This window comes from Sphingobium sp. 3R8, from assembly GCF_020166615.1.
Lineage (GTDB): Bacteria > Pseudomonadota > Alphaproteobacteria > Sphingomonadales > Sphingomonadaceae > Sphingobium > Sphingobium bisphenolicum.
Window position 1 is genome coordinate 267,199 of sequence record NZ_JAIQXR010000001.1, and the last position, 17,151, is coordinate 284,349.

Below are 17,151 nucleotides of genomic sequence, written 5' to 3' on the forward strand. Positions count from 1 at the left end.
CATGATCCAGCTTATCGTCCTTCTTCCGCTCCTCGCTGCAGCGATTGCCGGCCTTGGCAACAAGGCGCTGGGCAAGCTGCCGGCGAAGATCGTCACGACCGGCGCGCTCTTTGCCTCCTGCGCAATGAGCTGGCCGATCTTCATCAGCTTCCTGACCGGCAGCGCCGAAGCGCATGTCACGCCGCTCTTTACCTGGATCGAAAGCGGCAGCTTCGATGCCCAATGGGCGCTGCGGGTCGACGCGATGACCGCGGTCATGCTGGTGGTCATCACCAGCGTATCGAGCTTGGTCCACCTCTATAGCTGGGGCTATATGGATGAGGAGCCGGATCAGCCGCGCTTCTTCGCCTATCTCTCGCTCTTCACATTCGCGATGCTGATGCTCGTGACCGCGAACAATCTGCTCCAGATGTTCTTCGGCTGGGAAGGCGTGGGTCTGGCTTCGTACCTGCTCATCGGCTTCTGGTTCCGCAAGCCCAGCGCCAATGCGGCTGCGATCAAGGCGTTCGTCGTCAACCGCGTCGGCGATCTTGGCTTCATGATGGGCATTTTCGGCACCTATCTGGTGTTCAATACCATTTCGATCCCGGAAATTCTGGAAATGGCCCCGTCGATGGCCGGGTCGACCATTGGCTTCCTCGGCCATCGCTTCGACACCATGACGGTCCTCTGCCTGCTGCTGTTCGTCGGCGCGATGGGCAAATCGGCGCAGTTGGGCCTGCACACCTGGTTGCCGGACGCGATGGAAGGCCCGACCCCCGTGTCGGCGCTGATCCACGCGGCGACCATGGTCACCGCGGGCGTCTTCATGGTGTGCCGCCTGTCGCCGATGTTCGAAACCTCGGCCACGGCGCTGACGGTGGTCACCTATGTGGGGGCCGCGACCTGCCTGTTCGCCGCGACCGTCGGCACGGTGCAGACCGACATTAAGCGCGTCATCGCCTATTCGACCTGCTCGCAGCTTGGCTATATGTTCTTCGCGGCGGGCGTCGGCGCTTATGGCGCGGCGATGTTCCATCTGTTCACCCACGCCTTCTTCAAGGCGCTGCTGTTCCTGGGTGCCGGTTCGGTCATCCATGCGATGCACCATGAGCAGGACATGCGCTATTATGGCGGCCTGCGGAAAAGCATCCCGATCACCTTCTGGACGATGACGCTGGGCACGCTTGCCATCACCGGCGTCGGCCTGCCGCTCGTCGGCGTGGGTTTTGCCGGCTTCTATTCGAAGGACGGCATCCTGGAAGCGGCCTATGCCGCGGGTGGAGCGGGGACCGGCGCGTTCCTGGTCGGCGTGTTCGCCGCGCTGCTCACCAGCTTCTACAGCTGGCGTCTGGTGTTCCTGACCTTCTTCGGCAAGCCGCGCTGGACCCAGTCCGAGCATATCCAGCATGCGCTGCATGATGCCCACGGGCATGACGATCATGCCGCCCATGCGCATGACGATCACACCCATGCGGTGGACGGTCATGACGATCATCACGCTCATGATGCTGGCGACGGTACGGGCGGCTATCACCCGCACGAAAGTCCGCTGGTGATGCTGGTCCCGTTGATCGTGCTCAGCCTGGGCGCAGTGTTCGCCGGCTTCCTGTTCCACGACCAGTTCATTGGCCCGGAGGGCGGCATCGCATTCTGGAAGGGCGCGCTCGCGTTCGACAGCCATCTGATGCATGCCGCGCATGAAGTGCCGACCTGGGTCAAGTTCGCCCCGTTCACGGTGATGCTGACCGGTCTGTTCGTCGCCTGGTTGAGCTACATCAAGAACACCGACTGGCCGCAGCGTTTCGTCGCGACCTTCACCGGCCTCTACACCTTCCTGCTCAACAAATGGTATTTCGACGAGCTGTATCACTTCCTGTTCGTCAAGCCTGCCTTCGCCATCGGCCGCTTCTTCTGGAAGTTCGGTGACGTGGGCTTCATCGACCGCTTCGGGCCCAACGGGCTGGCTGCGCTGGTCGTGCAGGGCAACAAGATCACCCGTCGGCTTCAGTCCGGCTACCTCTACACCTACGCGCTGGTGATGCTCATCGGGCTTGCCGCGGCCGCAACCTGGGCGATGACACGATAATGGACGGCTTCCCCATCCTTTCCCTGATGATGGCAGTGCCGATGGCCGGGGCCATCGCCTGCCTGTTCGCGGGCGCGAATAATGCGCGCTGGATCGCGTTGATCGCGACGCTGGTCGATTTCGTCCTGGGCATCGTCCTGTGGATGAATTTCGACCAGGGCGGGCTGCAATGGCAGTTCCAGGAATATGCGCCGATTTTCGGTCGCTTCGCCTGGGCGCTGGGTATCGACGGGATCGCGCTGATGCTGATCGCGTTGACCGTGTTCCTGATGCCGATCTGCATCGGCGCTAGCTGGAACGCGATCAACAAGCGCGTCGGCGAATATATGGCGGCCTTCCTGTTCATGGAGGTGCTGATGATCGGCGTCTTCACGGCGCAGGATCTGTACCTCTTCTACATCATGTTCGAAGCCGGCCTGATCCCGATGTACCTCATCATCGGCATCTGGGGTGGCGCGGACCGTATCTATGCCTCGTATAAATTCTTCCTCTACACGTTGCTCGGCTCGGTGCTGATGCTGATCGCAATGATGTGGATGGTGCATGAGGCGGGCACCACCGAAATTCCGGCGCTGATGGCCTATAATTTCGATCCGCATGTCCAGACCTGGCTGTTCCTGGCCTTCTTCGCCAGCTTCGCGGTGAAGATGCCGATGTGGCCGGTCCACACCTGGCTGCCCGACGCGCACGTGCAGGCACCGACCGCCGGTTCGGTCATTCTGGCTGGCGTGCTGCTGAAGATGGGTGGTTACGGCTTCATCCGCTTCTCGTTGCCGATGTTCCCCGAAGCCTCGGCGCAGCTTGCGCCGCTGGTCTGGGGCCTGTCGATGATCGCGGTGGTCTACACCTCGCTGGTCGCGCTGGTGCAGTCGGATATGAAGAAGCTGATCGCCTATTCGTCGGTCGCGCATATGGCGATCGTCACGATTGGCCTGTTCGCCTTCAATCAGGCGGGTATCGAGGGCGCGATGATGGTCATGCTGGGCCATGGCCTGGTCGCAGGCGCGCTGTTCCTGTGCGTCGGAGTGGTCTACGACCGCCTGCATACCCGTGAGATCAATCGCTATGGCGGCTTGAGCATCAACATGCCGCGCTATGCCGTGCTATTCCTGTTCTTCACCATGGCGTCGGTCGGCCTGCCCGGCACGTCCAACTTCGTCGGGGAATTCCTGTCCTTGATGGGCGTGTACCAGGCGTCGAGCTGGGTGGCGCTTGTCTGCACGACGGGCATCATCCTGGGCGCAGCCTATATGCTCTACCTCTATCGCCGCATCTGCTACGGCGATCAGGTCAATGCCGACGCCGCCGCCATGCCCGATCTGTCGATCCGGGAGTTCTGGTTGATGGCGCCGATCGCGGCCGTGGTGCTGTGGATGGGCGTCTATCCCGAAAGCTTCCTGGCCCCGATGCGGTCCGACATCCGCGCGCTCGAGGCGCGTCTCGCCCCTGCGGCTCCCGCAGGAGATTCCAAGATCAAGATGGGTGCGCCCAAGCCAGCAAGCGAGGGCCATCATGAAGAAACACCGGCGCACGGGGAGGCGCACTAATGGTTGACTCCGCTTCCCTTCTGGCGGTCCTGCCGGAACTCATTCTGACGGCGGGCGGCCTTGTGCTGATGCTGGTCGCGGCCTTTGGCGGCGATGGCTCGGCCCGTGTCGTCAACTGGCTGTCGGTGATCACCCTGGCGATCGCGGGCCTGGCTTTGTCCTGTTCGCTCGCCCATGGTCCGGACGCCTTTGACGGCCTGTACCGCGCCGACGCCTTCTCCGTCTTCGCCAAGGCGCTGATCTATGGCGCCGCCGCTGCGGCCATCCTGCTTGCCCCGCGCTTCTTCTCGGTCGATGGTGCGCCGCGTCCCGAATATCCGGTTCTGATCCTGTTCGCCGCTATCGGCATGGGCATGATGGTGTCGGCGGGCGACATGTTGACGCTCTATGTCGGCCTGGAGATGAACAGCTTGGCCTCCTATGTGCTGGCCAGCTTCATGCGGCAGGATGAACGCTCTTCGGAGGCGGGTCTCAAATATTTCGTGCTGGGTTCGCTTGCCAGTGGCATCCTGCTCTACGGCATCTCGCTGCTCTATGGCTTCACCGGTAGCACCGGGTTCGACGGCATCGCCGTGGCGCTCGGTGACGGCGTGTCGAAGGGCGAGTTGTTCGGCCTGGTGTTCGTGCTGGCGGGCCTCGCCTTCAAGATCAGCGCCGTGCCGTTCCATATGTGGACGCCCGACGTCTATGAAGGTGCGCCGACCCCGGTCACGACCTTCTTCGCCAGTGCGCCCAAGGTCGCCGCGATGGGCCTGACCGTTCGCGTCGCGATCGAGGCATTGGGACCGGCTGGCCTCGACTGGCAGCAGATCGTGATCTTTGTCGCCCTCGCCTCGATCCTCTTCGGCGCTGTCGCGGCGATCGGCCAGACCAACATCAAGCGTCTGATGGCCTATTCGTCGATCAACAATGTCGGCTTCGCGCTGATTGGCCTGGCTGCGGGGACGCCTGCCGGTGTCGCCGGCACGATGAGCTATATGGCCATTTACGTGCTGATGACGATCGGTGCTTTCGCCTGCATCCTGCAAATGCGCGATGCCGACGGCAAGCCGATCGAAACCATCACCAGCCTTGCGGGCCTGTCGCAGTCGCGCAAGGGTCTGGCCGCCGCGCTCGCCATCTTCATGTTCTCGATGGCTGGCATCCCGCCGCTCTTCGGCTTCTGGGCGAAGTTCCTGGTTTTCGACGCCGCGGTCGCCGCGGGCCTGACCGCACTGGCCGCCTTCGGCATCGCCGCCTCGGTGATCGGCGCCTTCTATTATCTCAAGATCATCAAAACGATGTATTTCGACGAACCGACCGTCGCCTATGAGGCCAAGGGCGGCCCGGTCGAGAATATCGTCTTGACGGCCTGCGCCGTGGTGATCGTGCTGGGCTATCTGCTCAACCCCGTACTGGATCAGGCGAGCGCTGCCGCGGCAGCGTCGCTCTTCTGACGCTGCTGCGCTTCGTCGAGGAAACCGGCTCCACCAACGCCGACATGCTGGCGTTGGCGGGGCAGGGGGCGGCTGACGGCATCTGGCTGCGTGCGGGTCGCCAGACCGGGGGCAGGGGCCGCATGGGACGTGCCTGGGAAAGCCCGGACGGCAATCTCTATTGCTCCACGCTGGTCCGGTTGCAGTCGAACGATCCGTTGCCCCATACGCTGGCGCTGGTCGCCGCCAATGCAGTGCACGCGCTGGTTGCGCCACTCTGCCATGGGCAGGCGCGGATCAAATGGCCCAACGACATATTGGTCGACGGCGCCAAGATCGCCGGCATCCTGCTGGAGCGTGCAGGGGACGCGATCGTGGTGGGCATCGGCATCAACGTCACCGACCATCCCGAAGGACTGGATCGCCCCGTTACCAGCCTGACAGCACAAGGCGCGGCGAATGTGCAGGCACACGCGCTTCTCGATCGACTGGCGCAGCTATTCAGCCATTGGCTCTCCATCTGGCGCGCGCAGGGCATTGATCCGATCCGCACCCACTGGCTGCTCAACGCTCACCCGACCGGCACGGCGATGCGCGTCGTGCAACCCGATGGCGGGGCGATCGAAGGTACGTTCGACACGCTCGACCGCCACGGCATGTTGATCCTGCGCTTGGCGAATGGGCAGAGCCATGCCATTCACGCGGGCGACATCATTCTCAACTGAAGGACGAGCCATGCTTCTCGCGATCGACGCGGGTAACACCAATGTCGTTTTCGCGCTGCTCGATGGGCGCGAAATCCGGGCACGCTGGCGGATCGCCACCGATCCGCGGCGCACCGCCGATGAATATGCCGTCTGGTTGAACCAGTTGCTGCAACTGGAAGGCTATGCCATCGCCGATGTCGATGCCGTCATCATCGCCACGGTGGTGCCGCGCGCGCTGCATAATCTGCAAGTGCTGGCCGATAAATATTTCAAGACGCCGGCGCTGATTGCGGGTCAAGGCTCCGTCGAATGGGGCATCGAACTGGACGTTGCCGAGCCGGCGTCGGTGGGCGCCGACCGGGTTGTAAACGCGATCGCCGCGCACCATCTTTACGCAGGCGACCTGATCGTCATCGATTTCGGTACGGCGACGACCTTCGACGTGGTGGATTATCGTGGCGCGTATAAGGGCGGCATCATCGCGCCGGGGATCAACCTTTCGCTCGATGCGCTGGTAGCGGCCGCGGCGAAGCTGCCAAAGATCGCGATTACCGCGCCTGAAGATCGATCGGTTATCGGCCGAACGACCGAAGCGCAGATGCATATCGGCGTCTTCTGGGGCTATGTGGCGATGATGGAGGGGCTGGTCGCCCGCATGAGGGCCGAGATCGGCCGACCGACCAGAGTGATTTCGACGGGGGGGCTGGCGGTCCTCTTCAATGACAATAGCGATATTTTCGATGCGATCGCGCCGGACCTGACGGTTCAGGGCCTCGCGCTGATGCACGAACGGAGTTTGAAAACATAATGACACCCAAGGATGAACTGATCTTCCTGGCCCTCGGCGGGTCGGGCGAGATCGGCATGAATGTCAATCTCTACGGTTGCCAGGGCAAATGGGTCATGGTCGACCTCGGCATGACCTTCGGTGACCCTAGCTATCCCGGCATCGAACTGGTGCTGCCGGATTTGAGCTTCATCGAGGAGCGCCGCGACGACCTGCTCGGCATCGTCCTGACGCACGGGCATGAGGATCATATCGGTGCGATTCCCTATCTCGCCGCCGATCTCGGCGTTCCGCTCTATGCCACGCCGTTCACGGCGGGCCTCATTCGCCTTAAGCTGGAAGAAGAAGGCCTCTCGAAGGAGGTCAAGCTGCATGTCATCCCGAATGAAGGCAGCTTCAATCTCGGCCCGTTCGGCTTCCGCTACGTGCCGCTCGCTCATTCGATTCCCGAAGGCAATGCCGTGCTGATCGATACGCCCTATGGTCGTATCTTTCACACCGGCGACTGGAAGCTGGACGAACAGCCCCTGCTGGGCCAGCCCTCCACCCCGGCCGAACTGACCGCCATCGGCGACGAAGGCGTGCTGGCGCTGGTGTGCGACAGCACCAACGTCTTCAATGACAAGGCCAGCGGCTCCGAAGGCGATGTGCGCGAGGGGTTGATGAAGACCGTGGCGGACGCCAAGGGGCGCGTGCTGGTCACGACCTTCGCTTCCAACGCGGCGCGCGTGCAGACGCTGGGCGAGGTTGCCGCGGCGACCGGGCGCAAAGTGTGCGTGGCGGGCCGTTCGCTCGATCGCATCATCAGCACCGCCAAGGCGGCGGGCTATCTCAAGGATTTTCCGCCGACCGTCGACTGGGACGATGTGATGCATCTGCCGCGCAGCGAGGTGATGATTATCGCCACCGGCGGCCAGGGCGAAGTGCGGGCGGCGCTCGCCCGCATCGCGTTCGACAGCCATCCGATCAAGCTGGCGGAAGGCGACACGGTCGTCTTCTCCTCCAAGCAGATACCCGGCAACGAGATCGCCATCGGCCGCATCCAGAATGCGCTGGCGCAGAAGAATATCCTGATGGTCACCGACCGCCAGGCCGAAGTGCATGTGTCCGGCCATCCCGGCCGCCCCGAGCTCGAAGCCATGTATCGCTGGATACGCCCGGAAATCCTGTTGCCGGTCCATGGCGAGCGCCGCCATATGGCGGAACAGGCCAGGCTCGGCATCACCAGCGGCATCCGCCATGCGGTGGTTCAGTCGAATGGCGATGTGCTGCGCCTGGCGCCCGGTGCGCCGACGATCATCGGCCAGCAGGATACCGGCCGCCTGGTGTTGGACGGCGACGTCATCCTGCCCGCCGACGGCGCGACGATCAATGAAAGACGCAAGCTGGGTCTCCATGGGCAGATCAGCGTCGCGGTAGCGATCGACCGCAAAGGCAAGCTGATCGGCCAGCCCGCATTGCGCACGCAAGGCGTACCCGTGGAGGAGGACAAGGCGGCATTCCTGGCCGAAGCGGCCGATGAAGCCGCCGCCGCCGTGCCCAAGGGATCGCTGGAGGAAGAGGCGTTGCGCGAACGCGTGCGTCTGGCCGTACGTCGCACCGCAACCCGCTGGACCGGCAAGAAGCCGATAGTGGACGTGCTGCTGGTTCGGGCCTAGTTACGTTCCATGAACCTATACGCCATCTTCGCTATCTATTTCCTGATGTGGGTGATCAGCGCCTTCATCATGCTCCCCTTCGGCATCCGCACGCCCGATGAAACCGGCGAAGTGCTGCTGAAGGGGCAGGCGGACAGCGCGCCCAGCAACTTCCGGCCCGGTCTGGTCATGCTGCGCGCCACCATATTGGCGACGATCCTATTCGGCCTCTATTACGCCAATTATGTGCAGGGCTGGGTGACGCTGGACATGCTGCCCGGATACCACACCTCCCGATGAGCGGGCGGGCGGCGCAGATTGTGCGCGCTGCTGCCGGTCACGCACCGTCCTGGGCGCGGATTCGCGCCGCGCTCTGGCCGGATGCGTCCGTCGCCGATCATCATGACGACATTGCCGATATGATGGCGAACGAAGAAGGCGATCTTGCTGCCTTCGTCGTCCTTGATGATCGGGGTGATGCGATCGCCCTTGTCGAGGCATCGCTGCGGCGCGACTATGTCAACGGCTGCGACACCAGTCCGGTCGTTTTTGTCGAAGGTCTTTATGTGACGCCTGCGGTGCGGCACGAAGGCATAGCGAAAGCCCTGATCGATGCCGTCGCGATCTGGGGACAGGCCATGGGCTGCACGGAAATGGCGTCGGACGCGGACATTGGCAATCTGGCCAGCCACGCCTTTCATCGGGCCGCCGGCTTCGTCGAAACAGAGCGGGTCGTCTACTTCCGCAAAGCGCTCGATTAAACGGCAGAAGTTACTGCCGCAGTCGTTCGATCGCCTGTGCGAGAGCGACATAGAGCTTGCCCATGTCGGACGAAAGCACCGCAACGCCCAGTGCATTGCCGTCGCGCGCCGACAGGATGATCCGCAACATCGCCTCGAAATCATGGATATAGCGGTTCACATGATCGCGAAACTCGGCGTCATTGTCATAATGGAGCGCGATTTCCCGCGATTCGCCCGCATCCAGCAACTTCACCGCGCGGCGGGTAAAGACACCGCGATCGCCCTTCAGATAAGCCGACCAGGCCGAGTCGGTGACATCGTTGGACAGAATCTTGGCGACGTCGATCGCCGTACTATTGAGCGATTCGATCAGCAAGGCGGATCGCCGCGCGAAATGATCGCGATCGCGGCTTTCCGATGCGCGTTCCGCTTCCTCGATCCGCTGTTCGACGCTGGCGCTGGTGTCGGCGATCGTCAGCAACTGGCGGGTGAGGCGTTCGGATGCCTGATGCGCTGCCTTGACCGCTTCTTCCGCGACCCGCGCAACCTGTTCGATCTGCGCCGTCACCTTTTCGCCGATCACGGCCTGTAGAGCTTCGTCGCTGGCCTGCGCCAATTGCTGCGCGGCATCGGGGATGGCGCGGCCCAGCGCCTGACGCGCGCGTTCCGCCGCCTGATCGGCCGTATCCTTGACCCGCAGCAGCGCTGTCACCAGCAATGGCCCGGCGCCTTCGGTAATGCGTGTCGCGTCCTGATGCGCGGCGTCGAGCGTCGTGCGCAGGCGCTCCACCAGCCCGCGATTCGCTTCCAGTCCGCCTTGCGTACTCTCCAGCCACTCGGTCAGGCGGCTGCCCTGGCCACGCAACATTTCCTCGGCTTCCGCGGTGCGGCCCACCAGCGCTTCGGAAATCGCCTCCAGCCGCTCCATTTCGGGTGCGGTGCTGCCCAGCAGGGTTCGGCTCTGCTCCAGTCGGGCATCGAATCGTTCGAGCGCGGCGGGATAGGTTTCGTCCAGCTCCCGCACACTCGAATCGAGCGCGACCAGCAAGGTTTCGGCGCATCCGATCAGCTTTTCCGCGGTCATGCCGCCCGCCGACAGCGCCTTGTCGATTCGCAGCGTTTCTTCGGTCATGCGGACGAGCGCGCCGGTCAGGCGTTCACCGCGCGCCAGGGCGCTGTCCTCCAGTGCGGCGAAGCGGCCTTCGGTCGAAGCGATAGTGTCGTGCAGGCTGCTATGCAGGCTCGACATCAGGCTACGCTGGCCTTCGATCATGTCGTTGACCTGATGCAGGCGGCTTTCGACGTCGCCGATCGAATCGCTGAGGCCGGCGACGGTGTCGTCTCCAATCGCGGTCAGGCTTTCGCGCGAGCGGGCGATCAAGGCGTCGAGTGTCGCCGCCTGGCTGGTCAGGCCGCCGTCGGTGACAGCGAGCGTTTCCTGCGCCTGCTGCAACGCAACGTCGAGGCGACGACGCAGGTCCGTTTCCATCGACTCCATGTCGCGCTCGAATAGGGTAAGCGCCTCCTCGCTTGCCCCGCTGATGCCGGTCCGGGCCGCAGCCACCAGCGCTTCCAACGCTTCGGTACGACGGGACAAGGCCTCGTCGGTGGACGCCATGGCGTCCTTCATTCTACTCAGCGCGCTGTCCGTGCGTTCGCGCAGATCATGTTCGGTGCTATCGAGATCATGGGTCAGCGTCTGGCGGACCTGCGCGCTGGTTTCGGCCATGCCGGTCTGCGCTGCTTCGACCAGCGTGTTCAGAGCCGTGGCATGGGCTTCCAGATCCTGGCGACTGCGATCCATCGCCTGTCGCGCGCTCTGGGCGGTAGCGTCGATCCGGCCTGCGGCGATCTCGGCCATGCCGGTGACCTCCTCGGTCGCTGTTCGGGTCGTTTCCTGCAATTGCGTCAACTGGCTGGACAGGCTCTTGGTAGCGGAAAGTGTTCGCGCGCGCGCGTCATCGGACAGTTCGGCAAGGGCGTGGAGGCGGGCTTCCAGCGTGTCGATCCGTTCGGCCAGCGCATGGCCATTGTCCATCATCTGCGCCGTCATGCGGCCGGTGCGGTCCTCCAGTTCGGGGATCGATCCGATCAGCATGTCCATCCGCGCCACCAGCGCCATCGCGGCGCGCTCGGCCGTTTCCGCCCGCTCGGCCGTGGTGTGGGCGCGCGCGGCGATCAGTTCGGCGGATGCTTCCATATTGCTGCTGGCGGCCGCGCCATAGCTGTCGAGCAATTCCGCCTGGTCCTGCATCGCCTGCCGCGCGGTCTCCAACTGACTGCTGATACGGCCCAGGCGCAGTTCCAGCAGGTCGGCCTCGGTACGTAGCGCACGCGCGGTGTCGAGATAGCGACGCGATTCGGCGCGGCTGTTGCGGACCAGCAGCATATAGCCCACGCCCAGGAGGATCAGGGGAATGGCGAGCGTGACGATGGCGTTGGCCCAGGCGAACGGACCTGCGGCCAGATCGCCGGAGGTTGCGATCGCCCAGCCAGCAAAGCCGATCCAGCCGACCGCCAGAACCAGCAGACCCCAGCGAATGCGCTTTATCGTGCCGTCGCCGGCATCTTCCGCCGCATCATTCTCGTCAATATCGAGAACGGCTTGTTTCAAAAGCAAAATGTCGTCCGTCTGCGACTCGTTGCCGGTCGCGGTTTGTTCGTCTCGCCAGAACTCGACGATGGTGCTGCCCCCTGTCATGTCATCATCCTAGCATCTTTTCCGCCGACGCAAATGCCCTGTTACCAAAACTTAACGCAAGCCCGATAGCGTCTGTCGCCATGTCCTATGATCCTGGCGCCCTTCATGCCGCATTGGCCGCCGCCGTCGGCGAAGACAGCGCGCTGATCGCAGACCTGCGGGTCGCTTTCCTGGAAAGTGCTGCGCGACAGCTCGACCTGCTGGGCCGGGCACGCTGCGACGCCAATTGGGAGCTCGCCGCCTGGCGGCTCAAGGGATTAGCGGCCAGCTTCGGCCTCACCGCATTGATGGCGCTGGCCGACGAGGCGGCCGCCGCTGCGCCTGGCGATCCGCGCGTGCTTCGTCGTCTCCAAGCGGCGCTGGCGGGGCTCGATCAAACTTGATCGGCCGCCGCTGAAAGCCTTGCTTGCGCGAAGCGCTCCGCCTTGCGAAAAGGTCGCCGCACAACAATCGGGTCCACAAGCGTAACGACATGAGTTTCGCCGCTATTCTGAGCGCCAGTCGCGCATCGGGCGATTCGCCCGCGGGTTTGCGCGCGAGCCTGTATTTTGCCGGTCAGACGCTGGTCGAGTATCAGGCGCGGCAGGCGGCCCATGCAGGCGCCGATCGAATCATGATCCTGGTGAGTGTCATCACCCCGGCCCTGTCGCAGGCCGTCGACCGTCTGAGCGCCGACGGCATCGCCGTGGCGCTGGTGCGGGATATGGTGTCGATGGTGCGCGATGCGCCACGCGATAGCGACGTACTGCTGGTGGCGGATGGTGCAATAGTATCACAGTCGCATTTCGACGGCATCGGCGCGGCCCAGGGCAACGCCATGCTGGTGACGGACGACAGCCGCGCCAGTGCGCCGTTCGAACGGATCGACGCGGGGCAACGCTGGGCGGGCCTGGCGCGGATCAGTCCGGACTTGCTTTTCGGCACGCTCGACATGATCGGGGACTGGGATCTGGCGCTGACTTTGGTGCGCACGGCGGTGCAAAAGGGCGCCAGACGGATCACCGTGCCGCAGGACGATCTGCTGGAAGGGCGGGTCGCCCTGGTCGAGAGCCAGGCGCAGGCCGACTTGGTCGCGCAGGCTGTGACCGCAGCCGGATCATCGCGCGCTCATTCGCGTGGTGGCATCGAACATTATCTGCTGGCGCCGTTGGCCCGAATCGTCAGCCCGACGCTGATGCGGATGCAGGTCCCGGCGCTGCAGGTGCGGATCGCTGCCATCGCGCTGGGCGCCGTGGCGCTGGTGCCGATCGAACTGGGCTGGGCGCTGACTGGATTCTGCCTGTTGATGGGTGCTTTGCTACTGTCGGAAATCAGCGACCGGCTGGGCGATCTGGCGCTGCGGACGCCGCTCATGGGATGGTTCGCCTTCTGCGCGCCGGCGACCGTGCTGGCAGGGATGGTCTTTGCCGGTGGCACGACCTTGGCCGCCGATCTGGTGCTGCTGCTCGGCATCCTGATGGTGGCCGATCGCTGGGGGCGAACCGCGGCGGCGCGGTCGTGGATGATCTTCACGCCCGGTACGGCGCTGCTGTTGCTGATCCTGACGGGCTTTGTCGGCCTGATGGCGGAAGGCTTCCGTGTCGCCATTTTGCTAGCGATCGCGTCGGTCGGCGCCATTCTGCTGCGCAAGAGCGACTGAGCAATTTTCCCCGGCACGGTTTAGTGCATTTTAAGGACGTGCGATTATGCTGACCGGCATGAACGCCTATTCGTCCCTTACCGGTACGGCCATGGCGGGCAGCTGGCCAATGGCGCGGGTCATGGCCGGCTTGTCCGCCGTGCCGGTCGGCCATGCCATTGATCTGGCGATTTTCTTTCCCGAAGAAGGACACACGCGCCACGACGCCCTGATCGCCGAGACGCGTCGCCATGTCGGCGGATGCATCACCGCGATCGAGATGGCCCTGCGCCTGTCGCTGGCACATGCGCCCGATGTCGCCGCGGCGCTGGACCGGTGGCCGGCTCCGGTAGCCTGGTCGATGGTGCGTGCGCATCCCAGCCTGCTCGGGCCCGGACTGCTGGCGCATATGCAGATGCGCGCTGGCGTCACGATGATGCTTCGCCAGTTTGGACAGGCCGATGTCGAACAACTGGAAGAAATCGATGGGGCCTCGGCGCTTTCGATCGACGATCCTTTGCTGGGCGACGCCTTGTCGGGGCTGACGCTGGCCGAGGCACGGTGGGTTGCCGCCGGCGGGGAAGACGCGCCGATGAAGCCCGACCTTCCCGCCGAACATTTCGCCGAACTGATGTGGATGGTCGCTGCGTGCCTGACCGTCGTGGCGCAGCGGACCATGGTCGATGGCGACGATCGGCTGCTGGCGGCCTTCGACCGGTCCGGCTGGGCATTGATGGCCGATCATGACGAGGCAGCATGTCCGATCGTTCAGGCGGATCGATTAGTGCGTCGCATGGGGGAAGAGGCCGACGCGCCCGACCTGTTGGGCCATTTGCTGGAACGACGACGGTTCCTGCTGTTTGCTGCGGTCATCGCGCGGCAGCTCCGGCTGGAGAGCGTCCAGGTGGTCGAAATGCTGGTGATGGGATCACTGTCGCAGGTCGCTATCTTGTGCCGGGCGCTGGGCGGGTCGGGTGCCGATTATCGGCATTTGCTGCTGGCGTTGCGCCCGGTGCGTCCGTCGCTGTCCGATGTGGCGATCGTGACCGAGGCGGATCGCTATCACGCGTTGAGTCAGGAACAGGCCGACAATGTGGTCGCCGCCCTGCGGACATCGGCCGCCTTGCGTGCGAAACTGGACCATCTGCGCGCAGTGGCCCCCCTATGAACATGCCGTCCCGTCCCGGCATTCTTCGCGCGGCCCTGTCGGCCGACGGCCGTTTGCTGAGCGCAGACGCGCCGCTGCTGGCGCTGCAAAGAGAGGCCGGCGCGGATCTTGGTGCGCCGTTCGCGGTGCCGCAATTGATGGCGATCGCCAGACTGGCGGCGCGGCTGGGCGTTCTGGTGTCGCGGCCGGTCGTGGCGGCGGCGCAGCGCGGCGACATCGATATGTGGGTGCGGGCCAAGCCGGAAAGCGACAAGGGCGTCAGTCTGTCGGTCGTGGACTGGCGTGAACGGCCAGCCGCGCCGCTACCACCCGACGATGGCCGACGCGAAGCCGATATGGCGGCGTTGGCCGATGGCTGGACCTGGCAGATCGACACCCAATTGCGGTTCCAGATGGTGTTGGCGGGGAATGGCGACAGCGGTGCGCTGCCGACCAACCCGCCCGTGCCGGGAGCGCGCTTTTCCAGCTACTTCCAGCTGGAAGCGGATAGCGACGGCGACATGGCCATGCTTCGCGGCTTTGCCCAGCGATGCGCGTTTCGCGATCAGCGGGCGGTGATGGCGAGCGATATGGCGCGCCGTTTTCGACTGTCGGCTTTTCCGATGTTCGATCATGGCGGACAATTGACCGGCTATCGTGGCACCGCCTTCCCACTGGAAAGAGCGGTGGTCGCGCCCGTGGCGGAAGATGCGCCGCTGACCTTGTATCCTGTCGAGTTCGGGCGACGGCTCGATCGCTCGCTGCGACAGCCTCTGGGCCGCATCATCGCAAACGCCGATACGATCAGCGCGCAACTCGAAGGGCCGCTCCGCCCTGATTATGCCGGCTATGCCAACGACATTGCGGCCGCGGGCCGGCATCTTATGGCGCTGGTCGACGATCTGGCTGATTTGCAGGCAATCGATCGCCCGGATTTCAGCGTCGTCGCCGAAGAAGTCGACCTGGCCGATCTGGGGCGCCGGGCCGCGGGCTTGCTGGCGGTCAAGGCGCTGGATCGACGGATCACCATCGTCGCGCCAGCCCCTGATGCGAGCTTGCTGGCGATGGGGGAATTTCGCCGGATACTCCAGATATTGGTCAATCTGATCGGCAATGCCGTGCGCTATTCGCCGGAAGGAACGCAGGTGCGAATCGCGACCGAATGGGAAAGCGGTCAGGCGCGCATCGCTGTGATCGACCAGGGCGCGGGTGTCGCACCGGCCGATCGCGAGCGCATTTTCGAGAAATTCGAGCGGCTGGGGCGCGACGATGCCGGGGGCAGCGGGCTTGGCCTCTATATCTCCCGCCGCCTCGCCCGGGCGATGAATGGCGACATTCGCATTGGCGGAGCGCCGGGCGAGGGGGCGCGCTTCATCCTGTCGCTGCCGGTCGGGGGCTGATCTGGCGGCCGCACGGTTTCAAGGCGGGGCATCGCCATAAAAAACGGCGCCCAATGAGCGCCGTTCTTCATAACAATATTGGTCCGCTGGCGATCAGCGCTTGTCGACCGCGACATAGTCGCGCTGCGTCGGGCCGGTATAGAGCTGACGCGGACGACCGATCTTCTGCGCCGGGTCGGAAATCATTTCGTTCCACTGCGCGACCCAGCCGACGGTACGGGCGAGCGCGAAGAGCACGGTGAACATTTCGGTCGGGAAGCCGATTGCCGACAGGATCACGCCCGAATAGAAATCGACATTCGGGTAGAGCTTCTTTTCGACGAAATAGGGATCGTTGAGCGCGATCTGCTCCAGTTCCTTGGCGACGTCGAAAACGGGGTCGTTGACGCCCAGCTTCTCCAGCACGTCCTTCGCGGTCTTCTGCATCACGGTCGCGCGGGGATCGTAATTTTTGTAGACGCGGTGGCCAAAGCCCATCAGGCGGAACGGATCGTCCTTGTTCTTGGCGCGGGCGATATATTCGGGGATGCGATCGACAGTGCCGATTTCGCGCAGCATGTTGAGCGCGGCTTCGTTGGCGCCGCCATGCGCCGGGCCCCAGAGGCAGGCTATGCCGGCCGCGATGCAGGCGAACGGGTTGGCGCCCGACGAACCGGCAAGACGCACGGTCGAGGTCGATGCATTCTGCTCATGATCGGCGTGCAGGATGAAGATCTTGTCCATCGCGTCCACGATCACCGGATCGGGGACATAATCCTCCGCCGGGACCGAGAAGGTCATGCGCAGGAAATTGGCGGTGTAGCTCAGGTCGTTACGCGGATAGACGAAAGGCTGACCGACCGAATATTTATACGCCATGGCGGCGATCGTCGGCATCTTGGCGATCAGGCGGTGGCTCGCGATGCGGCGCTGTTCCGGATCGTTGATGTCGGTCGAGTCATGATAGAAGGCCGACAGGGCGCCGACCACGCCGACCATGATCGCCATCGGGTGCGCATCGCGACGGAAGCCGCGGAAAAATGCCGACAACTGTTCATGCACCATGGTGTGGCGCGTGATCGTGGTGGTGAAGTCTTCCAGCTCCTTCTGCGACGGCAGTTCGCCGTTCAGCAGCAGGTAGCAGACTTCCATGAAGCTGGATTCTTCGGCCAGTTGGCCGATCGGATAGCCGCGATGGAGCAAAATACCTGCGTCACCGTCGATATAGGTCAGGCCGGATTCGCAGCTTGCGGTAGAAGTGAAGCCCGGATCATAGGTGAACATGCCGGTGTTGGCATAGAGCTTGCGAACGTCGATGACCTGCGGGCCGACCGTGCCGTCCATGACGGCATAGTCCTTGCTGTCTCCCCCAACGGTCAAATTGGCTGTGTTATCCGACATG

General features: G+C 63.8%; 14 protein-coding genes. 12 read left to right on the forward strand and 2 right to left on the reverse strand.

The genetic code is table 11. From position 1 onward, the window contains the following. Position 1 precedes the first annotated feature (1 nt). The 8 genes from nuoL to aac(6') are packed head-to-tail and all read left to right on the forward strand — an operon-like array spanning position 2 to position 8,922. Positions 2-2,068 carry an NADH-quinone oxidoreductase subunit L gene (nuoL, locus tag K9B33_RS01295; RefSeq protein ID WP_224546098.1) on the forward strand — a complete coding sequence of 689 codons (2,067 nt, stop codon included), beginning with the start codon at positions 2-4 and terminating at the stop codon, positions 2,066-2,068. Continuing rightward, positions 2,068-3,615 (forward strand): NADH-quinone oxidoreductase subunit M, encoded by a 1,548-nt coding sequence (locus K9B33_RS01300; RefSeq protein WP_224546099.1) that lies wholly within the window; start codon positions 2,068-2,070, stop codon positions 3,613-3,615. The genes nuoL and K9B33_RS01300 overlap by 1 nt, the downstream gene beginning before the upstream one ends. Beyond that, positions 3,615-5,051, forward strand: a complete 1,437-nt coding sequence (gene nuoN / locus K9B33_RS01305) for an NADH-quinone oxidoreductase subunit NuoN (protein WP_224546101.1) — start codon at positions 3,615-3,617, stop codon at positions 5,049-5,051. Before K9B33_RS01300 ends, nuoN begins: the two co-directional genes overlap by 1 nt. 2 nt (positions 5,052-5,053) lie before the next feature. Further along, entirely contained in the window at positions 5,054-5,755 is a 702-nt protein-coding gene (locus tag K9B33_RS01310; RefSeq protein WP_224546284.1) for a biotin--[acetyl-CoA-carboxylase] ligase, read from the forward strand. Positions 5,756-5,765: 10 nt separating this feature from the next. Then, positions 5,766-6,545 carry a type III pantothenate kinase gene (locus tag K9B33_RS01315; protein WP_224546103.1) on the forward strand — a complete coding sequence of 260 codons (780 nt, stop codon included), beginning with the start codon at positions 5,766-5,768 and terminating at the stop codon, positions 6,543-6,545. Beyond that, complete coding sequence (locus tag K9B33_RS01320) at positions 6,545-8,182, forward strand: ribonuclease J (RefSeq protein ID WP_224546104.1); 1,638 nt, start codon at positions 6,545-6,547, stop codon at positions 8,180-8,182. Before K9B33_RS01315 ends, K9B33_RS01320 begins: the two co-directional genes overlap by 1 nt. 9 nt (positions 8,183-8,191) lie before the next feature. Then, positions 8,192-8,461: a DUF1467 family protein gene (locus tag K9B33_RS01325; protein ID WP_224546106.1), complete on the forward strand. Its 270-nt coding sequence runs from the start codon at positions 8,192-8,194 to the stop codon at positions 8,459-8,461. After that, a complete protein-coding gene (gene aac(6') / locus K9B33_RS01330; RefSeq protein WP_224546107.1) occupies positions 8,458-8,922 on the forward strand; it encodes an aminoglycoside 6'-N-acetyltransferase in 465 nt (154 codons plus the stop codon). Before K9B33_RS01325 ends, aac(6') begins: the two co-directional genes overlap by 4 nt. A gap of 10 nt (positions 8,923-8,932) precedes the next feature. Here aac(6') and K9B33_RS01335 read toward each other — a convergent pair whose 3' ends face one another. Continuing rightward, positions 8,933-11,605 (reverse strand): hypothetical protein, encoded by a 2,673-nt coding sequence (locus K9B33_RS01335; RefSeq protein ID WP_224546108.1) that lies wholly within the window; start codon positions 11,603-11,605, stop codon positions 8,933-8,935. 80 nt (positions 11,606-11,685) lie between these two features. Between K9B33_RS01335 and K9B33_RS01340 the strand changes: the two genes are divergently transcribed. From K9B33_RS01340 to K9B33_RS01355, 4 genes are all read left to right on the forward strand, one after another. Then, complete coding sequence (locus tag K9B33_RS01340; RefSeq protein WP_224546109.1) at positions 11,686-11,988, forward strand: Hpt domain-containing protein; 303 nt, start codon at positions 11,686-11,688, stop codon at positions 11,986-11,988. Between the two features lie 89 nt (positions 11,989-12,077). Continuing rightward, entirely contained in the window at positions 12,078-13,244 is a 1,167-nt protein-coding gene (locus K9B33_RS01345; protein ID WP_224546110.1) for a hypothetical protein, read from the forward strand. Positions 13,245-13,290: 46 nt separating this feature from the next. Further along, entirely contained in the window at positions 13,291-14,391 is a 1,101-nt protein-coding gene (locus tag K9B33_RS01350; RefSeq protein ID WP_224546111.1) for a DUF2336 domain-containing protein, read from the forward strand. Further along, a complete protein-coding gene (locus K9B33_RS01355; protein WP_224546112.1) occupies positions 14,388-15,770 on the forward strand; it encodes a sensor histidine kinase in 1,383 nt (460 codons plus the stop codon). The genes K9B33_RS01350 and K9B33_RS01355 overlap by 4 nt, the downstream gene beginning before the upstream one ends. Positions 15,771-15,863: 93 nt before the next feature. On the opposite strand, the gene K9B33_RS01360 is transcribed toward K9B33_RS01355, so the two are convergent. After that, positions 15,864-17,150: a citrate synthase gene (locus K9B33_RS01360; RefSeq protein WP_224546113.1), complete on the reverse strand. Its 1,287-nt coding sequence runs from the start codon at positions 17,148-17,150 to the stop codon at positions 15,864-15,866. Between the last annotated feature and the right edge of the window lies 1 nt (position 17,151).